This window comes from Longimicrobium sp., from assembly GCF_036388275.1.
In the GTDB taxonomy this organism is placed as follows: Bacteria; Gemmatimonadota; Gemmatimonadetes; order Longimicrobiales; family Longimicrobiaceae; genus Longimicrobium.
In genome coordinates this window covers 98886-116106 of sequence record NZ_DASVSF010000060.1, presented here as the reverse complement: position 1 = coordinate 116106, position 17221 = coordinate 98886, and the positions used below count along the sequence as shown (strand labels likewise).

General features: G+C 68.8%; 16 protein-coding genes. 3 read left to right on the top strand and 13 right to left on the bottom strand.

The window, feature by feature from the left end; translation table 11 throughout:
• Positions 1 to 120 precede the first annotated feature (120 nt).
• Positions 121 to 615, bottom strand: a complete 495-nt coding sequence (locus VF632_RS13055) for a hypothetical protein (protein WP_331023341.1) — start codon at positions 613 to 615, stop codon at positions 121 to 123.
• A 305-nt stretch (positions 616 to 920) separates the two neighbouring features.
• Here VF632_RS13055 and VF632_RS13050 point away from each other — a divergent pair, with 305 nt between their 5' ends.
• The gene (locus VF632_RS13050) at positions 921 to 1133 is read left to right on the top strand and encodes a hypothetical protein (protein ID WP_331023340.1); all 213 of its coding nucleotides are present in this window, start codon (positions 921 to 923) and stop codon (positions 1131 to 1133) included.
• 26 nt (positions 1134 to 1159) lie between these two features.
• Here VF632_RS13050 and VF632_RS13045 read toward each other — a convergent pair whose 3' ends face one another.
• Complete coding sequence (locus VF632_RS13045; protein ID WP_331023339.1) at positions 1160 to 2257, bottom strand: hypothetical protein; 1098 nt, start codon at positions 2255 to 2257, stop codon at positions 1160 to 1162.
• Between the two features lie 679 nt (positions 2258 to 2936).
• Here VF632_RS13045 and VF632_RS13040 point away from each other — a divergent pair.
• On the top strand, positions 2937 to 3113 hold the full coding sequence (locus tag VF632_RS13040; RefSeq protein ID WP_331023338.1) for a hypothetical protein: 177 nt from the start codon (positions 2937 to 2939) through the stop codon (positions 3111 to 3113).
• 80 nt (positions 3114 to 3193) lie between these two features.
• Here VF632_RS13040 and thrS read toward each other — a convergent pair whose 3' ends face one another.
• The 8 genes from thrS to VF632_RS13000 all read right to left on the bottom strand — a co-directional run bounded on the left by thrS (position 3194) and on the right by VF632_RS13000 (position 12822).
• On the bottom strand, positions 3194 to 5059 hold the full coding sequence (thrS, locus tag VF632_RS13035) for a threonine--tRNA ligase (protein ID WP_331023337.1): 1866 nt from the start codon (positions 5057 to 5059) through the stop codon (positions 3194 to 3196).
• A 166-nt stretch (positions 5060 to 5225) separates the two neighbouring features.
• Positions 5226 to 6407, bottom strand: a complete 1182-nt coding sequence (locus VF632_RS13030; RefSeq protein ID WP_331023336.1) for a glycosyltransferase family 4 protein — start codon at positions 6405 to 6407, stop codon at positions 5226 to 5228.
• A gap of 37 nt (positions 6408 to 6444) precedes the next feature.
• A complete protein-coding gene (locus VF632_RS13025; protein ID WP_331023335.1) occupies positions 6445 to 8604 on the bottom strand; it encodes a molybdopterin oxidoreductase family protein in 2160 nt (719 codons plus the stop codon).
• A gap of 59 nt (positions 8605 to 8663) precedes the next feature.
• Positions 8664 to 9266: an outer membrane beta-barrel protein gene (locus VF632_RS13020; protein ID WP_331023334.1), complete on the bottom strand. Its 603-nt coding sequence runs from the start codon at positions 9264 to 9266 to the stop codon at positions 8664 to 8666.
• A 125-nt stretch (positions 9267 to 9391) separates the two neighbouring features.
• Positions 9392 to 9829: a hypothetical protein gene (locus VF632_RS13015; protein WP_331023333.1), complete on the bottom strand. Its 438-nt coding sequence runs from the start codon at positions 9827 to 9829 to the stop codon at positions 9392 to 9394.
• A 237-nt stretch (positions 9830 to 10066) separates the two neighbouring features.
• The gene (locus VF632_RS13010; protein ID WP_331023332.1) at positions 10067 to 11008 is read right to left on the bottom strand and encodes a lipid A deacylase LpxR family protein; all 942 of its coding nucleotides are present in this window, start codon (positions 11006 to 11008) and stop codon (positions 10067 to 10069) included.
• Positions 11009 to 11064: 56 nt separating this feature from the next.
• Positions 11065 to 11508, bottom strand: coding sequence for a DoxX family protein (locus VF632_RS13005; protein WP_331023331.1), 444 nt, complete (start codon positions 11506 to 11508; stop codon positions 11065 to 11067).
• Positions 11509 to 12390: 882 nt separating this feature from the next.
• Positions 12391 to 12822 (bottom strand): nuclear transport factor 2 family protein, encoded by a 432-nt coding sequence (locus tag VF632_RS13000; protein ID WP_331023330.1) that lies wholly within the window; start codon positions 12820 to 12822, stop codon positions 12391 to 12393.
• Positions 12823 to 13353: 531 nt separating this feature from the next.
• On the opposite strand from VF632_RS13000, the gene VF632_RS12995 reads away from it, so the two are divergent.
• Positions 13354 to 15048, top strand: coding sequence for a glycosyl hydrolase family 8 (locus tag VF632_RS12995; RefSeq protein ID WP_331023329.1), 1695 nt, complete (start codon positions 13354 to 13356; stop codon positions 15046 to 15048).
• Between the two features lie 426 nt (positions 15049 to 15474).
• On the opposite strand, the gene VF632_RS12990 is transcribed toward VF632_RS12995, so the two are convergent.
• The 3 genes from VF632_RS12990 to VF632_RS12980 all read right to left on the bottom strand — a co-directional run bounded on the left by VF632_RS12990 (position 15475) and on the right by VF632_RS12980 (position 17143).
• Positions 15475 to 15885 carry a carboxypeptidase-like regulatory domain-containing protein gene (locus VF632_RS12990; RefSeq protein ID WP_331023328.1) on the bottom strand — a complete coding sequence of 137 codons (411 nt, stop codon included), beginning with the start codon at positions 15883 to 15885 and terminating at the stop codon, positions 15475 to 15477.
• A gap of 90 nt (positions 15886 to 15975) precedes the next feature.
• On the bottom strand, positions 15976 to 16536 hold the full coding sequence (locus VF632_RS12985) for a hypothetical protein (RefSeq protein WP_331023327.1): 561 nt from the start codon (positions 16534 to 16536) through the stop codon (positions 15976 to 15978).
• Positions 16537 to 16663: 127 nt separating this feature from the next.
• Positions 16664 to 17143: a hypothetical protein gene (locus VF632_RS12980; RefSeq protein WP_331023326.1), complete on the bottom strand. Its 480-nt coding sequence runs from the start codon at positions 17141 to 17143 to the stop codon at positions 16664 to 16666.
• Positions 17144 to 17221 lie beyond the last annotated feature (78 nt).

The window sequence follows — 17221 nt, the reverse complement described above, 5'->3', positions numbered from 1 at the left end:
ATGCGCAAAGTAGTGCGGGTGGGATGATCGGTCAACGCCGCCGCTCAACTGTGACGGCGTTCCCGGTAGCGACAGGAAGCGGACGCACATTGCGCGCGGGAGGTGCTCAGCATCCACCCGTCAATGCAAGGGCACAGAGCCCCGGCCTCCGCGTCTGCGATCAACTGCCCCAACCTCGCTCGGACGGGGCAACTCTGCCCGGCGTTGCCCGTCATTCTCCGGGATGCGTCGAAAGCAGATCTCAACGTCGAGTTCGTAAGCGCGGCCCGCCGCATCGTATGCGACGGAGCCCAGCTGCGTCTGATCCTGACACAGACGCTCTACGACCTCAATGATGTCCAGCGCAGACGTGTAGCGCGCGCTGCCTACCACCATGGGGAATAACGGTGTCGTCTTCCCGCGTCCCCGGACTTCTACCACCTCTACCTGAACTTCTCCCGCCGTCCCAGCCGCTTCAACAGCCTCGATGATGTGGTCCCAAAACGCACGCTGCTGCTCGGCCATCGCATCCGCTGTCTGCGCCGGGTCGAACTCCACATCGACCAACAGTTCCCATAGCGTCTGCGGGGATTCGCCGAACTCGGACCCGACCGGGATTGGTTCTCGGATGGACATTCGACTTTCCCGTGGTGGGTGGCTTTGATTGGAATGGCGGTTGTTGTGTAGCTCCGCCCCGACGGAATGAACCATAGACGAGGTTCGGAGCCACGACAATTACACGCCAAAACACAGCCCTGGCCGGCTTTTGGTTCCGGATAAGAGCGGTCTATTGGGGGTTCGTGAGCCTGTGTAACGCAGCCTCCACGCGCCGCAGTGACAGCATGTCGTTTGGGGTTTCTCTACTGTGGCGTAATGTGGGCGGCGGGTTTAGTTTGGAGCCGGAAGGTCATCAATTCACCGGAAAAGGCAGGAGAAACACGATGCTTCGTAGAGCCCTCACCTTGGTGGCGGCGCTCGCCGTGGCCGGCTGCTCGCACACCGCGACGGCCCCGGACCGGGAAGCACCCGGCGCGGCGGCCCGATCCAACGCGGTGGAACCGGACTCGCTGGAATCGAATACGACAACGACCAGCACGACGGCGACGGACACCACGGGCACGCAAAGGGGCGGCGGGTACATCGGTGCGGGCTGACGGGCAAAAAAAACCGCCCCGCGTCATCAGCGCGGGGCGGCGGCTTCGGTCAGCATCCTCACGAGCCGGGCTGCAAGCAGTAACTCTCGATCGGGGGGCGGCTTTCGCGGTGCCACGGGCTGACCTTGGGGCAGCCGGAAAATCAAGTCCTCGGCTTCGGCCGCCGTCACGCTCTCGCCACGATCCCGCGCAACCGTGAGCCCCTTCACGGCAAGATCGCGGGCAGCCACGGCAAACCCCAACATCATCGCGCCCTCACCCAGCCCCACCAAGGCGTCTGCTGCGAACCGCCAGGTGGCCGGGGCGTCGAGCTGTTCCAGTTCACGCCAGACCCGCAGGAACAGGTCCCTATCGCCCACACCGGCAGCAGCACGGGCGAGGTTCGCAGTCACTATGTACCGCTGGTCGGGATCGATCATGGCCGCCAGAGCGGCTTCGAGAACCGGAAGGGCGGCATCGAAGTACCCCTGCTCGCACCACAGTCGCGAAATGTCTTGGGCGAGAGCGGGCAGATGCGAGTGGCCCGGGCCGTACAGCGTCACGGCCGCCTCAGCGTGCGCCTGAGCCTCAGCGAACCGGTGTGTCTGCCCACAGATCGCAACTGCGTTCTGGTGTGCGTGCCCGCCGATGTCGGCTAGCCCGTGCCGCTTGGCGAGCCGGAAGGTGCGCCGCATCATTCGCATAGCTTGGCGCAGCTTGCCCCGGCGCTCTTCCAGCACCCCCAGCGCGAGGAACGCATCCGCTCTGGTCTGGTGATCGGCCGCAAGGTGCGCCACCCGCTCGGCCCGGTCGAACCAGCGACGTGCCCTAGCGTACCGCGCCGCGTCCCGCAACGCCCGTCCGGTCGCCACGGCGGCCACCGGGTTGTTCGGCTCTGCGACGGCTGCCAGTTCCGCGAACAGGAGCGCGGTGCTCGCGTGGCCGGCACCCTGCGCCCAGTCGCTGATCGCCGTGCACGCCTGAGACACGTAAGCGGGCCGTGCGGCCTCCGGCTGTGATACGACGTGCGCCAGTGCGGCAAGGGCCGGCATCACCGACGACGGAGCATCATGAGCGGATTCCGGCTCGCCCGGCCGGAACAGCCCCAGACGTTGCGAGGGCTCGCATTCGGACCAGAGCGCCACGTCCGCGGCCCTCTGGAACAGAGTCAGTCCAAGGATGCCGGGAAGCTCGTCAAGGCAGACGAGTCCGCAGAGTGGCGGAAGTCCCGGGATCGGTGGGATCGGACGCCGCCCCTTCCGGGCCGGCGCCCCCGCGGGCTCCGGCCGGGGTGACAGCAGCATCGATCATCGGGACTGGGTGCACCATCGCGAGCGGAAAACGTAGTCTCAAAGTAAACATAGGCGCAAGATTGGCCGTTTTTGGTTCCTATCGCGCCAACCCCGAGGCGTGGCTCCAGGCGGGCACCTCGCATCGCCGTGACGCGGGGGTCGTCTAGACCCTCCATTCTGACGCTTTCGGTGCGTACTACTGTTGCTGACGCGATCGGTGGGGATTTACGTTGCGTGCCACTGTGTTGGCCCCCCTTCCTTCCCGAGAACTATTGGATCAGATGACCGCGCGGATGGCGTCACCTGCGTAACGCACGACGCCGGTCAGCTTGCAACTCCTGGCGGGCTGTCCGCGTATTGCCGCAACGGGTGTCCCCCACGGGCCACAGCGGCCTCGGCGCGTGGGAACAGGCGGGGCGGCGCCCACGCGGAAGTCTTGAATCCACAACAGTTTTGGCGATTGCGCCGGGCGGCACGCCGAATGCTTTGTATAGGCTCGCGTGCGCCATGCCGGCGCCGAAAGGAGGGGCTTATGGAAATCGTTCGTCGGTTCCTGGAAACCTCGCCCACGCGGTTCGAAGCGTATCTCGCGCTACAGCGCGCGCTGATGCGGCGCTTCGAAGCCCGCGGCGGCACCACCGAAGAGTTCTGCAGGCGCCTGGCGCCCGCGTTCCATCGGCGGTTCGGGCCCGTGCTGTTGGACGGTTGAGAGGCAGTACGGGGGACGGAAAACGGGGCGGGCGAAGATCCATCTTCGCCCGCCCCGCCGTTTCATCCACCCCCCCGCGATCAGTACGGGTTGTCGGTGGTGCTCGTGTCGCCCGGCTCCTGGAACTTGGGCTGGATCTTGGCCAGGTGCACGTCCAGCTCGCGGCTGTTCACCTTCGCAGCAATCTCCGCCACGATCTCGTCCACCGGCACCACGCGCTGCTCCTTGACCTTGTGGCGGCGCACGGCGGCGCTGCCCTGCTCCTGCTCGCGCTCGCCCAGGACGAGGATGTACGGCACCTTCTGCTTTTCCGCCTGCCGGATGCGGTAGTTCAGCGACTCGTACTGCTGAAGCTCCGCGCGGATGCCGGCCTTCCGCAGGCGCGCCGTGACCTCGTGCGCGTAGTCCAGCTGCTTTTCGTCGGAGATGGGCAGCACCACCGCCTGCACGGGGGCCAGCCACACCGGGAACGCCCCCGCGAAGTGCTCCACGATCACGCCGATGAAGCGCTCCATCGACCCGAAAATGGCGCGGTGGACGACGATGGGCGTCTGCCGCGTGCCATCCGCCGCCGTGTACTCCAGCTCGAAGCGCTGGGGAAGCTGGAAGTCCAGCTGGATGGTGCCGCACTGCCACTTACGGCCCAGGCTGTCCTGGATGCTGATGTCGATCTTGGGCCCGTAGAACGCGCCGTCGCCCTCGTCGATCCAGTATCCCCGGCCCGATGCGTCCAGCGACGCCTTGAGCGCCTCCTCGGCGGCGTTCCACTGCTCCAGCTCGCCCATGTACTTCTCGGGGCGCGTGGAAAGCTTCATGGAGTACTCCAGCCCGAACAGCGAGTAGAAGCGGTCCACCAGCCCCAGCAGCTGCCGGATCTCCTCCTGCACCTGGTCGGGCGTAAGGAAGATGTGCGCGTCGTCCTGCACGAAGCTGCGCGTGCGCATCAGCCCGTGGAGCGCGCCCGTCACCTCGTTGCGGTGAAGGATCTGGCTTTCGGCCACGCGCAGGGGCAGGTCGCGGTAGCTGTGCGAGCGCGTCTTGTAGAACAGCATCGTGTCGGGGCAGTTCATCGGCTTGAGCGCCATGTCGGGCTCGCCGCTGGCGTCGCGCACGATGTACATGTCCTCGTGGTAGTGCTCCCAGTGCCCCGACTGCTGGAACAGGTCGGGCTTGTACAGCACGGGGTTCAGGATCTCCACGTACCCGTATTCCGGCTGCAGCTCGCGCCAGAAGCGGCCCAGCTCGTTGCGCAGCGTGAGCCCGCGGGGGTGCCACAGTGCGCCGGCCGCCCAGGGATGGAAGCTGAACAGGTCCAGCGCCTGCCCCAGCACGCGGTGGTCGCGGGCCTTGGCCTCTTCCACGAACGCCAGGTAGCTCTTCAGCGCGTCGCGGCTGTCCCACGCCGTTCCCGTAATGCGCTGCAGCGACGGGTTCTGCTCGCCCCGCCAGTGCGCGGGCGAGGCCGTCAGCAGCTTGACGTTCTGGCAGAAGCTGGTGTCGGGCACGTGCGGCCCGGCGCACAGGTCCACGAAGTCGCCGTTGCGGTAGAACGTCACCGTCTGGTCCACCAGCTTTTCCAGGATGTCGAGCTTGTAGCGCTCGCCCTTTTCCGTGAAGAACTCCACCGCCTCGGCGTGGGGGACGACAGCCACCTCGAAGCGCTGCCGCTCCTTGCACACGCCCTTCATCCCCTCCTGCACCGCCGCGATCTCGTCCGGCGTGATCGGCGAGTCCACGTGCACGTCGTAGAAGAAGCCGTGCTCCGTCGCCGGCCCGATGGCGAACGTGGCCTCGGGCCGTACGTGCCGCAGCGCCGTCGCCATCACGTGGGCCGACGAGTGGCGGATGCGCCGCAGCTTTTCGTCCGCGGGCAGCGCCTTGAACTCGTCGGGCGCCACCGGCTGCCAGTCCTTGTCCCGCAGCCAGCCGTCCCAGTCCTTGCTCATCCGTATCTCCATATCGTTGATCGGGCCCGCCACGGGGCCGCGCGTTGTCGAATCTCAAGAAGGCGTCAGAGTAACGGCCCGCACCGCCCCGCGCCACCGCTCCGCCTATGAAAAAGCCGCCCCGTTCAAGAGGGCGGCTGATCGTGTGATGGCGGAACGTGGATGCTCACCCTGCCGCTCGGGCGAGCTCCGCCGGGACGGTGCCGGTAGTCTTGGTGTGCTGGCTGAGGATGCGCACGAACGTGTCTGCGATGGCCGACCACGAGAAGTGGCTGGCCGTGTAGGCCGCCGCGCGGCTGGACGCCTGCGCCACCAGGGCGCGGTCCGCGCGGTAGCGCAGCACCAGCGCCCGGAACGCCTCGGCGTCCTGGCTGGGCACCAGGTGCCCGTTCTCTCCCTCACGTATCACGTCGCTGATCCCTTCCAGGTCGGCCGCGATCACCGGCATTCCGCACAGCCCCGCCTCCAGCATCACCACGCCGAAGCCCTCGATGTCGCCCTTCACGTGCACGTTGGGCATTACGAACAGGTCGGCGCCGCGGTACAGCGTCAGCAGCATCTCTTCCGACACCTTGCCCACCAGCCGCACGTTCCCGTGCAGGCCGTGGCGGTCGATGGCCTGACGGATCTGCGGCGTCATGGGCCCCTCGCCCGTGATCAGGTAGATCACGTTGCTGGGCATCGTGGGCATCACCTGCTCGGTGAACCAGGTGAAGCCCTTGCGCTCCTGGTGCCGCCCCACGCTCACCAGGATCAGCGCGTCGTCCGGAATGGTGCCCGCCGACTCGCCGATGGACTTCAGCAGCTCGCGCCGCGCCGCGCGCCGGTCGCGTGGGGCGCCGAACAGGTCCACGTCAACGCCGCAGGGAATCACGTGCATCTTGGCGGGCGACAGGCCGCGCGCCAGGCACTCCTGCCCCGTGGCCCGGCTGATGGGAAACACCAGGTCCAGCCCCTTGAGCACCCTGGGGACGAACCACTGGTATCCCGGCGTGGGCAGCGTCACGTCGCGCCCCACGGGAATGGCGGCCGAAAGGGCGCCCGCCCGGCGGATGGCGTTGCCCAGCACCGCCGTGGTGGAGGCGGTGACCATGGACGAATGAAGCACCACGTCGATCTTTTCGCGCTTCACCACGCGCGGAATCTCCCGCAGCAGCCCGGCCATGAAGCCCGGCATGCGGCGGGGCGTCTGCTTCCACGACGTTTCCAGCAGCCGCGAATGGAGATCCACGCCCGGATGCTCGCCCAGGGCCGCGTGCAGCCCCTGCGCCACGCGCTGCATTCCGCCTACGTTGCTCAGCGGGTCGCCGGGCAGCGGAAACGAGTGGGAAACGTAGAGGATTCGCAACGTGGAGTGCTCCTGCGGCGGGGCGTTCCTTCGGGGGCTAACTCGGTGGAACGGTTGAATATACACCCGAACGGGGCACCCTGTCCAGAATCTCGTCCCCCGGTGCCCCCTCCACCTCGACCGCGTTGTCGTAGAACACCGCGCCGCCGCCCATGTCGGTGACGCCCTGCGAGGTGGTATCGTTCACCGTGCGGCCTCCGTCCGAGAGCTGCGCCCAGCGCACGCCGTAGGAGACGGCGACGCCCGGCCGCACGTCGTCGGTGACCACCGCCCGGCCATAGAAGTGGCCGCGGTCGTTCCAGCAGCGCAGGCGGTCGCCGTCGCGCACCCCGCGCACCGCCGCCTCGTTGGGGTGCAGCAGCAGCTTCGTGGGCCCCGCCGCGCGCTCCAGGTGGGGGACGTTGGCGAAGGTGCTGTTCATCAGCGGATGCTCCGGCGGCGACAGCAGCATCAGCGGATAGCGCGCGGCGCGTTCCGGGTCTGCCTCGGCGCTCTCGGCGGGGGGCACGTACGTGGGCAGGGGATCGATGCCGATCGACTCCAGCTCCGGCGCGAGGATCTGGATCTTTCCCGTGGGGGTGTTGGGCTTCGGCTCCGCGTACGGGCGAAAGTCGCGCGGGGCGGCGACACGGATCCAGCCCTCGTCCAGCAGCCGCTCGAAGGTGATCCCCTGCATCCAGGGGTGCGACGACTCCAGCGCCTGGCGGATCAGGTCCACGTCGCCGTCCGCGAACTCCGGATCGTCCAGCCCCATCCGCACAGCCAGCCGCCGGAAGATCTCGGTGTTGGGCAGCGACTCGCCGACGGGGGCGATGGACGGCCGGTTGAGCGTCAGGTACAGGTGCCCGTACGCCGTGTGCACGTCCCAGTGCTCCAGCTGCGTGGTCGCGGGGAGCACCCAGTCGGCGTAGCGCGCCGTGTCGGTGACGAAGTGCTCCATCACCACGGTGAACAGGTCGTCGCGAAGCAGCCCCTGCCGCACGCTCCCCAGGTCGGGCGCCACCGCCGCGGGATTGCTGTTGTAGACGACCAGCGCCTGCACCGGCGGCCCGCCGACGCCCGCATCGGCACTGGTCAGCGCCTCGCCCAGCTGGATCATGTTGATGGTACGCGTGCCCGGCGGAACCCAGTCCGGCCGCTGCAGCCCGCCGCCATTCAGCTGGAAGGCGCCGCTGGTGGAGAGCGTGGCGCCGCCGCCCAGGTCGCGCCAGGCACCGGTGACCGCGGGGAGCAGCGAGATCGTCCGCACCGCCGTGCCGCCGCCCCGGTGCCGCTGCAGCCCGTAGTTCAGCCGGATGAACGACGGCCGCGTGGTGGCGTACTCGTGCGCCAGCTGCTCGATGCGGGCCGCATCCAGACCCGTGATGCCCGCCGCGCGCTCCGGCGTCCACTCGCCCGCCCGCTCCCGCAGCGCCTCCCAGCCGACGGTGTGGTCACGCAGGTACTGTTCGTCATCCAGCCCGTCGCGAAAGATCACGTGCATCAGCCCCAGCGCCAGCGCGGCGTCGGCCCCGGGGCGGATGGGCAGGTGCTCGTCGCACTGGGCGGCGGTGCGCGTGCGGATGGGGTCGATGGCCATCAGGCGGGCGCCGGCCTCGCGAGCGCGGCGCAGCGCCGGCCACAGGTGCGGGTTGCTGGTGAGCGTGTTGGTGCCCCACAGCAAAATGAACCGCGCGTGCTCCGCTTCCTCCGGCGTGGGCCCAAGGCGGTCGCCATAGGTGACGCCCCACCCGACGCTGCCCGCGCTGGCGCAGATGGTACGGTCCAGCAGGCTGGCGCCGATGCGGTGAAAGAAGCGGCTGGACATCGACTCGCCCTGCACCTTGCCCAGCGTGCCGGAATACGAGTAGGGGAGGATGGCCTGCGGCCCGTGCTCGCCCGCGCGGATCTCGTTCAGCCGCCGGGCGATGTCGTCCAGCGCCTCGTCCCACGACGCCGGCTCGAAGCGTCCCTCGCCCTTGGGGCCTACGCGCCGCAGCGGCGTCGCCAGCCGGTCGGCGTGGTAGGTGCGCTCGACGTAGCGGTTCACCTTGGTGCACAGGAACCCCTGCGTCACCGGGTGGTCGGGATCGCCCTGCACGCGCACGGCGCGGCCGTCCTGCACGTGCACCAGCATGGCGCACGTGTCGGGGCAGTCGTGCGGGCAGGCGCCGCGCACGACGCCGGTCTGGACCAGGGGAAGCGTAGTCGGGGTCATGGGAGAAGATAATGCCGCGTTCCATTCGCGCACACCGCCGCGTGTCGCGCGTCAGGCCGCTAGAGGCGCGCCGTGACGCCCACCGTGAACCGCAGGCTCCGTGCGCCGAATGCGTCGCTGCCCAGGTCCGTCCAGGGGTCCTTCGTGATCTTTCCCTCCGTGTAGTCGCCACCGGTGTAGACCAGCCCCACGTCTACCGCGGCTTCGGGAGAGACCCCGTACTCCACCCCGGCGCCCACGCTCGGGCCGACTCCGCGGATCTGGATGACCTTGTCGTCGAAGTGCTCGGGGATCTCCTCCCTCGCCAGCCGCCCCGTTACCCCCGCCTGCACGTACGGCCGCAGCTGGGCTTCGGAGAGCAGGAACCGGCCACCGAGATCGACGTGGGCCAGGGCGTATTTGCCGGATTCCATCGTCGTTCCGGTGCCTCCCGCAAAGAGTGAAAGCCGGCGTGTGATGCCGTACCCCGCGTGCAGGCTTATGCCGATCCCGGTGGTGGCGCTTTCTCCCTCTTCGATGGTGGACTGCGCTCCCGTCAATCCCACGGTGAACTGGAAACCCCGGGTGGTGAACCGCTGCTGCGCGGGCGCGTCCTGGGCAACGCCGGTGCTGCACCCGATGAGCGATGCGAGCAGCGCCGAGAGAACCGATGTCTTTTTCATCCTGTGTTTCGAGCCGGTGGAGAGAGTCTGGGCGAGCGGGAGCGCGGGGAACGTAGATCAAACAATATCCATTCGCCCCGGCGGGAGCCAGAGCGAATCGGTTGAGTTGGGGCCGGAGGCCGAAGTTAGCCCACGGCCAGCCTGCCCCGGCCGTCACCGGCGCACTGCGCCTGGATGGTTTGCGCGTCGATCGCCGCCGTGCCGGGAGAGATCCGGCGCCGGCCGTTCCCCACGCGGGTCACGCCCGGCCCGCCCGGGACCCCGCCGGTGCCCACCGCTCCCGGCTGGCCGCGCACCCCGGGGCCGGGCACCGGCCCTCCGCCCCTGCCCCGGTCCTCGTACCGGCCGCCGTCCACACGCAGGCGCGAGTTGCCGGCGGGGTCGCTCCAGGACGATGCGGAGATCTCTCCCATCACCCGGTACATGCCGTCGCCGGGCATCTGCTTTTCGGCCCTGAACGACGTCTGCTCGGAGCGCGCCGTGACGTAATATCCAAGGCCTGCCGCCGCCTGCTCCGCGCAGGAAAGCGCGCCGGCCGGCGCGGGGACGCCGGAGGAATTCATCAGGCACCCTCCGAGGACGAACGGCAAGAGCAAGAGGCGACGCATCAGTTTCTCCTGGGAACCGGGCCGGGGTGGGCGAACCGCTCTCACCGTCGCGCAAAGACCATACGAAAGCAGACGTGCGGCGCAACGATCACGGGCGCAACGACTTGCTCTCAGCGGCCCGGAGCGCGCCCGACATCCCGGAAGGACGATGCTGTCCGCGAAACGGGACGCTGGCGACGCCAGACAGAACCGTCAGCGCCGGTTCACCTGCACGCCGAGCGAGCCGTACGCGTGGGGACGCGGCTGCGCTTGGTACTGCCGGCCGCGGGAGACGAACCGGTACTCCACGCTCCAGCGTCCGAAGCCGTATCCCGCCCCGACTTCTCCCGCGGCGACGAAGGGCAGCTTGCGCGCAGTGGAGTTGCCCCGGAACGTGTTGCCGTCCAGGAACAGGTCGCGGACCACCCACTCGTTCGATCCACCGAGCAGCAGGAACGGCCCGCGCCCGTCCGCCGAGCCCAGCCGCGCACTGACGCCCGCCTGCGTGGCGGTGCGCACGTTGCCCAGCACGACCGTCCATCCCGGGCGAAGCTGGGCCGGGCCCAGCGGGCCGAAATCCACCTCGAACACCCGCTCGTCGCGGTACCGCACCAGCAGCCCCGGCTCGGTGCCGAGCTGGTGCGCCCACCCCACCTGCGGTTCGGAGCCGTTCAGCCGGTGAACCCCGTTCTGCACCGGCTCGCCCAGCGCCGCCGGCCCAACGATCCCCAGTTGAACCACTAGCGACCGCTGCCGCCCGCGCTCCTCCACCACGCCTTCCGCACCGGCGTACAGCCAGGCAGCGTAGGGCCGCTCCCCCTCCACTGGCGTGGGCGCGTCGCGGCGCGGCGTGTAGATCTCCTGCCCCGCGTGCAGCCGGATGCGCAGGCACGGGAGCGCATCGCCGTCCGCGGCGCACGTCTGCAGGAGGGCGAGCGGACGTGGATTGCGGCTCAGCTCCGCGTAGACGTGCAGCCCGTGGGTGTAGTCGTAGTCGGGTGGCGCCCCGCGGCCGCGGAGCGCGAGGATGTCGTTGTCCAGCCGTACGTTGAACGCCATCACCGCCTGCGCCGCGAGCGGTGCGGCGCAGGCCACGACCAGCCCGAAACCGAAGACGGTGCGCGCCATGATCGCAAGTCGCGTCGCAGCGCGCATCCATTGCCTCCTGTGAAAAACGCCGGCCGCGCTCCGCGCCAGCGGCGACGCGGCGGTTACGCCCGCAGCGGGATCAGCGCGCGCAGCCGCGGCTCGCGCAGGTACAGCCCCACCCACACCAGCACGCCGAACGTAGCGGCGAACGCAAAGAAGGGGTCTTCCATGCGGACGTGCGACGCCGTGGCGCCACCCAGGTAGCCGGTCAGCAGGATGGCGCCGAGCACGGCCGTGCGGGGGATCACGTATAGCAGCGTCGCCGCGAGCAGCACCAGTCCGATGGGCGACGCGAGGTGCGCCGGATACCCGAACTTCACCGTGCCCTCCACGTAGGGCGCAAAGTGCACCAGCCGCGCCGCCCCGTCGAAGAGCAGGAAGACGGATACGAAGCCGCTGATCACGCGGCCGGTCCACGCCAGGCCCCTGCCTGGGGCAGCCGGTGCCGCCGCGCGCGCAAATCCCGCCGCCGGACGTCCCTGATCGATCGTGGCCATGGTCTGCATCGGTGCTCCTCCTGTGTCGGGTTCGGGCGGGGCGCCCGGTGGGATGGACCGGGTACGCGACCGCCTCTACCCATCACGACGAACCACGACCAGGGAAATCGACACGCGGTTTTTCCGACCGCCCGAACGGGTTGGGTTGGCCAACAACAGCACGGGTCTCGGACCTTTTGCTCCCCCGGCGTGCGGGCGATGTCGCCTCAGGGTTGGCGGCGTCGCGAAGGGTTTCCACGAGGAGGCGCATCCGCTGCTTTGTTGCCGTCTGAAACGATCCGCAGACCCCGTACAGGCTCACCGCGGCCCCGGCGAGGAGCCCAAAGGCCGTAAACTCCGCGCCTCCCCACGCGGCCGCCCACGGCACTCCGGCGAAAAATGCGGCGAGGGGAATTCCCGAGAGCTGGCCCACGCGGCTCCTGCGCATCCGAACGCGAACCGTGCAGCCGCCACCCGGCCTCGGAGTCGTACGACAGTCCAGGACCGGGACCGTTCCCCGGTGCCGCGGCCAGGCCCAGATGCGGAACCGCTCCGGCCCGCCCGCGATCCGCGGCGGCTTGACACCCACGTCGCGGGACGCGAGGGTCGGCGGCCATCGCCACTCCCGGCAACGCTGCGAAAGCCCGGCCCGCAGCTCCTGCGGACGGAGGGGAGATTCGATCTGGAAGTAGGATGGCTTCACGTTCGGACTAGTCGGCGGGCTTTACGGCACACTCAAAGGTACGCCATCGACAGCGCTGAAGCAGCCTTTCATTCCTCTAACGCGGCGGTCAGGAATCATAGTTGTTTCGTCTATCATTCCTGATCGGCGCTCACAGTGAATGATCCGCCGCATGAGCTGGCGGTGACTCATTGCCCCGCCGGAACGCCACGGAACTTCGACGCCCGCCGTTAGTCGATGAACCAGACGTTCCGGATCTTTCCGTCGCTCACCTCGTAGATGGCTACCGCGCGGATTTCCCTTCCGTCCGCCTGCCCGGTCACGTGCTCGTGGTCGATGACGTAGTTGCCCTGCACCATGCGGCTGGTGATCGCGGCGCGGCCGTTGGGATTCGCGGAGAACGCTTCGCCGTACTCCTTGCGCATCTGGTCCAGGCCGGACATCAGAAGGCGATCAGGGTGCAAGTAGATGCGGATCTCCGGTGAATACGTCGCCAGGAATCCTTCCAGGTCGCGCCGGTTGTACGCCTCGAGCTGAACCTGCACCACCTGCTCGGCGGGGGAGGCAGAGACCGCGGGTGTGCCCCCGGCCGACGGCGTGGGACCGGCGGACGGCGCGCAGGCGGACAGGAGCACCGCGGAAGCGAGAAGGAGCGCTCTCATCGGATCGGCTCGTGGGAAGGGGAGTGTCGGGGTTGCGTCCACCGGGCGGCGGTGCTCCGCAAGCTCAGGTGTTCGGGGGATGAAACGCAAGAGTACACTGCGGAGCACGGCGGGTGTCGCGGAGCGGACGCGGAAAGCGGGACGCGGAACACGGTCTGTAACGATTTGCGCCCCGCGGCGGTTCCGCGCACGCCGATTGCGCTCCGCGGGGCACGCGACCTTGCCGATGCCCGACACTGTCGCTCTCCGACGGCCGCGCATCACACCTGCCGGAGCGCGTCGGCCACGCGTGCAGTCCGCGAAGGCGGACTTCGGGCCGTTGTTGCCGCGACTTCAGTCGCCCCGGCAGGGCCGCGGCCTCGGAATGGGTGACCGCTGCCGCTCCCGGGTTGATCCGTGTGGGCGGTTAGATCCTTCGGCCCGCGTGGATGTGTGCGGGCAGCTGCGGCGCGCCTGGGCCCCAGAATGACAAGGTGTGGCGCGACAACGACTTGCAAGCGCCCCCACGCCACTACCTTCGTGAAACGCTCCATGCGACGACGCAGTATCCTGCCCGGCCTTGCCCTCGCGGCGGCGCTCGTCTCGTCCGGCGCCCTCGCCCAGTCCACTTCGCGGACCGGCGGCGCGGCGCCGTACCGATACCCGTGCGCGCAGAGTATCACCGCGAACCAGGCCGCCGCCAACGAGCAGCTCCGGCAGAAGTACGAGCTGTGGCGCGCGTCGCGGCTGTCGTACGAAGGCACGCACGCCCGCGTAAAGGCCGACGCCGACTTCACCTACTTCGACGACGACGGCACCGAGCAGCAGCTGCCCCAGGGTACCATCTCCGAGGCCCAGGGTTACGGGATGCTGCTGGCCGCGTACATGGGCGACCGCAAGACGTTCGACGCGCTGGAGGCATATCGCCGCGCGCACCGCAACGCGAAAGGCGCCACGCCCTGGGTGATCCGCGCCGACGGCGTGGTGGCGGACAGCGGCGCGGCCAGCGACGCCGACCAGGACATGGCGTTCGCCCTGCTGGTGGCGCACCGGCGCTGGGGCGGGTACACGGAGCCGCTGAACGAGCTGCTGGGCACCATCCGCACGCACATGGTGGTTCCGGAAGGATCGGCGCATGCCTACCTGCTGACGGCCGGCGACATGCCCCTGCAGTATTGGGAAGTCACCTTTCCCGGCTCCATGGCGCCGGCATGGTACCGGGCGTTCGCCGCCCACACGGGCGACACCTTCTGGTTGGAGGTGGCCGACAAGTCGTACCAGTACCTGACCAGCATCGACCTGAACCCCAGCTACGCCAACGCGGCGACGGGGCTGCTGCCGGACCGCAGCCGCCCCGACGGCACGCTGGACGCCGACCCGGAGAGCCACCGCTTTTCGTGGAACGCCGCGCGCGCGCCGTGGCGGCTGGCGTCCGATGCCGCATGGAACTGCGAGAGCCGGGCGAGCAGCCGCGTGGACCGGATGAACTCGTTCTTCCATGGCGGCGGCCCGGGCAGGGGCCCCACCGGCATTGGCGCGGTGTACCGCACCAGCGGCGCCTTTCTGGACGATAGCCTGTACGGAGGGCCGGACCGCAGCCCGTGGTTCTACGGCCCGCTCACGTCGGCGGCCATGCTGTCCACGAACCAGGGGTACCGGCAGGGGATGTGGATGGAGACGCTGCGGATGACGGACTTTTCCAAGTACGGCCACGAGCTGGGGCTGCTGGGGCTGATGCTGGCCAGCGGCAACATGCACGATCCCCTGGCCGACCCACGGCGCTCGGTGGACGACTTCGAGTCGGGGAATTCAACCCGCTGGTGGACCTACGCTGACAGCGCCGGCAGCACGCTCGCCACGGCGATGGTCTGGCCGGCGGCGGTGGGGCACGGCGTGCGGGTGACGTACAGCGTGATGAACTGGGCGGGCTTCGGCGTCACGCTGAACGAGAACTGGAGCGCGTACCGCGCCCTGGAGTTCTGGGTGGAGGGCACCGGCTCCGGCAACCCCATCTACCTGGAGCTGGAAGATGCCGACGGCGAGTTGTTCGTGCACCGTTTCGTGGACGACTTCACGGGATGGCGGTTCGCCAGCGTACCGCTGAACACCACCGCGTTTCCGCGCCGCAGGGACTACCAGCCAGCCACCATCAACAACGGCATGACGCTCACCAACGTGAGGGCCATCCGCTTTCAGCCATGGGGCCGCGGAAGCTTCGGCGTGGACGGGCTGGTGCTCGTCCCCTGACGCGGTTCGCACCACCCTCGACTGCACGCCATCCAGCCGCCAGCCGCACGTGTCATCCAGAGGCGCAAGCGCACCGCACCCGCCCGCACGTCTGAGCCCCGCGCGCCGAAGGATCTAGCGGCGGATACCTTGAAGTCCGGGCGCGGCAGCGGGCACCAAACCCGAGGCGCGGCCGTGAAGTTAGGCGAGCGGACATCCGTGCCGCTGCCGCGCCCAAGCTGAGAAGTGACGCCAGCAAGATCCTTCGGCCCGCAAGGGATGTGCTGCGGGCGGGTAGGGTGCGCCTGGGCCTCAGGATGACAGATGGCGCTTCACCTGGCTTGACGCACTCAACTTCGCGTGCAGTCCGCGAAGGCGGACTTCGTGACTTTCCAGCTGCGGTTTCAACCGCCCGGACGGAGGCCGAGGTCCACTGCCCTCCGCCCGTCAGCGCAGCTGGAACGCGAGATCCACGCTGTCGGGAGTGGCGTGGGTTTCCGTAAACTGCACGCGGACGAACTGGCTGTCGGACCGCGCCAGTGCGCTTCCCTGCGGCGGCTCGGCCCACACGCGATAGCACATGCCTCTGTTGCTCGCGTTTTCCCCATGCCGGAACCGGCCCGCCGCATCCGTCTGCACCACGCGGACGATTGTCGGTTCGACGGCCTCACACGTTACGGGGTTCATCAGCCGCACCTGTACGGCGGCGCCCGGCACGGGGGCCAGGGCAGGGCTCCTGACGGTGCCGGTGATCAGCACCAGCGGGCCTTCGAAAGGCGAGCAGGCGCAGGCGGTGTCGGTGATGCCGCTGCACGCAACGAGCAGCCCGGTGGCGACGAACAGGGGAAAGCGCTTCATGGTCAGGATCTCGTGGGTGGGGCCTTGGGAATGAGCATTCCGCAGGACCAAACGCGCGGCGCCCGCCGAACGTGACACCAGGCCGGAGGATCAGCGCAGCTCCAGCGCGGACGAGACGATGAAGGCCAGGAAGAGGGCGCCCACGGCCAGCGTCACGAGCGCATGGTACCAGAGCTTCTGCGTGAACGCCATCGAGCCCACCAGCACGGCCGATACGGCGTTGCTCACCGCGCCGAAGTCGGTGATGGAGCCCGCCTGCTCCGCCCTGCGCACCGCGTCCACGGCGGGACTCATGGCGATGGCCAGAAAGAGCCAGCGGCGCGTGGCGAAGTAGTACTGCTTCAGGTCGTACGACTCACCCGCTTCCACGTCCGGAAGCACGAACGCCGCGGCCAGGTACAGCGCGACGGGGCTCTGAAGGATGAAGAGGAAGTAGAAGAAGTTCCACTCCACCCGGCTTCGCCATTCGAAGCTGGCCCACCACCACTCCACCTGTGAGATGAAGAGCAGCACCGCCCATAGCAGGGGAAGCCAGTGGAGCTTCACCCGGTCGCGGGCCTGCACCAGGCGGTGAAGGCTGGCGAGCAGGTGCGTTACCCCCAGGCCGATGATGATGGAGATGAGGACGGACAGGTGCTCGAAGGGACTCACGCGCGCCTGGGGAACCGAGCTGCGGATGGGACTTCTCGCGGGACCACTCGTGATACGGTGCGCCGCCGGGGCCGTCAAGCGAGGCGAGTGGAAGCTTCGCGGCGCAGGGCCCTCGGTGACGGAGCGATCACGGCCCGCATTCGTCGCGGCGAAGGGTGCCGGCGCGGGTCCACGAACCGGCGCTGGACGAAATGCGAACCGTCGCCTCGTACGCGGCGTCGTACTCCCGCTGGTCCGGCTCGGGGCAGAACGCATCCGGCGGGCTTGCCACCACCGTCCGTGAGACGGGTCGGCCGCGCTGTACGAGCACACGGTACTCGCCGTCGGAGTAGGCGCCGCCCGTGCCCAGCGGAACGTTGGCCGACCGCTTCAGCTCGCGGCGGGAACCCGCGATCCCCAGGAAGATGCGGTCGCCTGCGCATCCATCGTTGATGAAAGCCACGGCCGAATCGGCGTTCGCATGACGTCCCGCGAAGACCAGGGCAGATGCGGTGCAGTCGTCTCCGGAGACGTCCATCAGCGCCGGGAGGGCACGGGCCCGGTCCGGAGCGCATGCGGCGCACGCAAGCAGCGCGAGGGTGCTGACGATCGGCGGGGCTCGGTGCATCGGGTGGCTTCGGCCGAGGGGCGGTGGGCTCCGGATTGGGGGAGGTTCATCAACTTCAGCCGCGGGCGGCTCCGCGGC

What these genes read in the sequence shown, in the direction of transcription:
- VF632_RS13015 (WP_331023333.1), bottom strand. Translation starts at nt 9,829, where the DNA reads ATGAATTCCTCCGGCGTCCCCGCGCCGGCCGGCGCGCTTTCCTGCGCG.
- VF632_RS13005 (WP_331023331.1), bottom strand. Translation starts at nt 11,508, where the DNA reads ATGCAGACCATGGCCACGATCGATCAGGGACGTCCGGCGGCGGGATTT.
- VF632_RS13050 (WP_331023340.1), top strand. Translation starts at nt 921, where the DNA reads ATGCTTCGTAGAGCCCTCACCTTGGTGGCGGCGCTCGCCGTGGCCGGC.
- VF632_RS13000 (WP_331023330.1), bottom strand. Translation starts at nt 12,822, where the DNA reads ATGAGAGCGCTCCTTCTCGCTTCCGCGGTGCTCCTGTCCGCCTGCGCG.
- VF632_RS13040 (WP_331023338.1), top strand. Translation starts at nt 2,937, where the DNA reads ATGGAAATCGTTCGTCGGTTCCTGGAAACCTCGCCCACGCGGTTCGAA.
- thrS (WP_331023337.1), bottom strand. Translation starts at nt 5,059, where the DNA reads ATGAGCAAGGACTGGGACGGCTGGCTGCGGGACAAGGACTGGCAGCCG.
- VF632_RS12995 (WP_331023329.1), top strand. Translation starts at nt 13,354, where the DNA reads ATGCGACGACGCAGTATCCTGCCCGGCCTTGCCCTCGCGGCGGCGCTC.
- VF632_RS12980 (WP_331023326.1), bottom strand. Translation starts at nt 17,143, where the DNA reads ATGCACCGAGCCCCGCCGATCGTCAGCACCCTCGCGCTGCTTGCGTGC.
- VF632_RS13025 (WP_331023335.1), bottom strand. Translation starts at nt 8,604, where the DNA reads ATGACCCCGACTACGCTTCCCCTGGTCCAGACCGGCGTCGTGCGCGGC.
- VF632_RS12990 (WP_331023328.1), bottom strand. Translation starts at nt 15,885, where the DNA reads ATGAAGCGCTTTCCCCTGTTCGTCGCCACCGGGCTGCTCGTTGCGTGC.
- VF632_RS13020 (WP_331023334.1), bottom strand. Translation starts at nt 9,266, where the DNA reads ATGAAAAAGACATCGGTTCTCTCGGCGCTGCTCGCATCGCTCATCGGG.
- VF632_RS13055 (WP_331023341.1), bottom strand. Translation starts at nt 615, where the DNA reads ATGTCCATCCGAGAACCAATCCCGGTCGGGTCCGAGTTCGGCGAATCC.
- VF632_RS13010 (WP_331023332.1), bottom strand. Translation starts at nt 11,008, where the DNA reads ATGCGCGCTGCGACGCGACTTGCGATCATGGCGCGCACCGTCTTCGGT.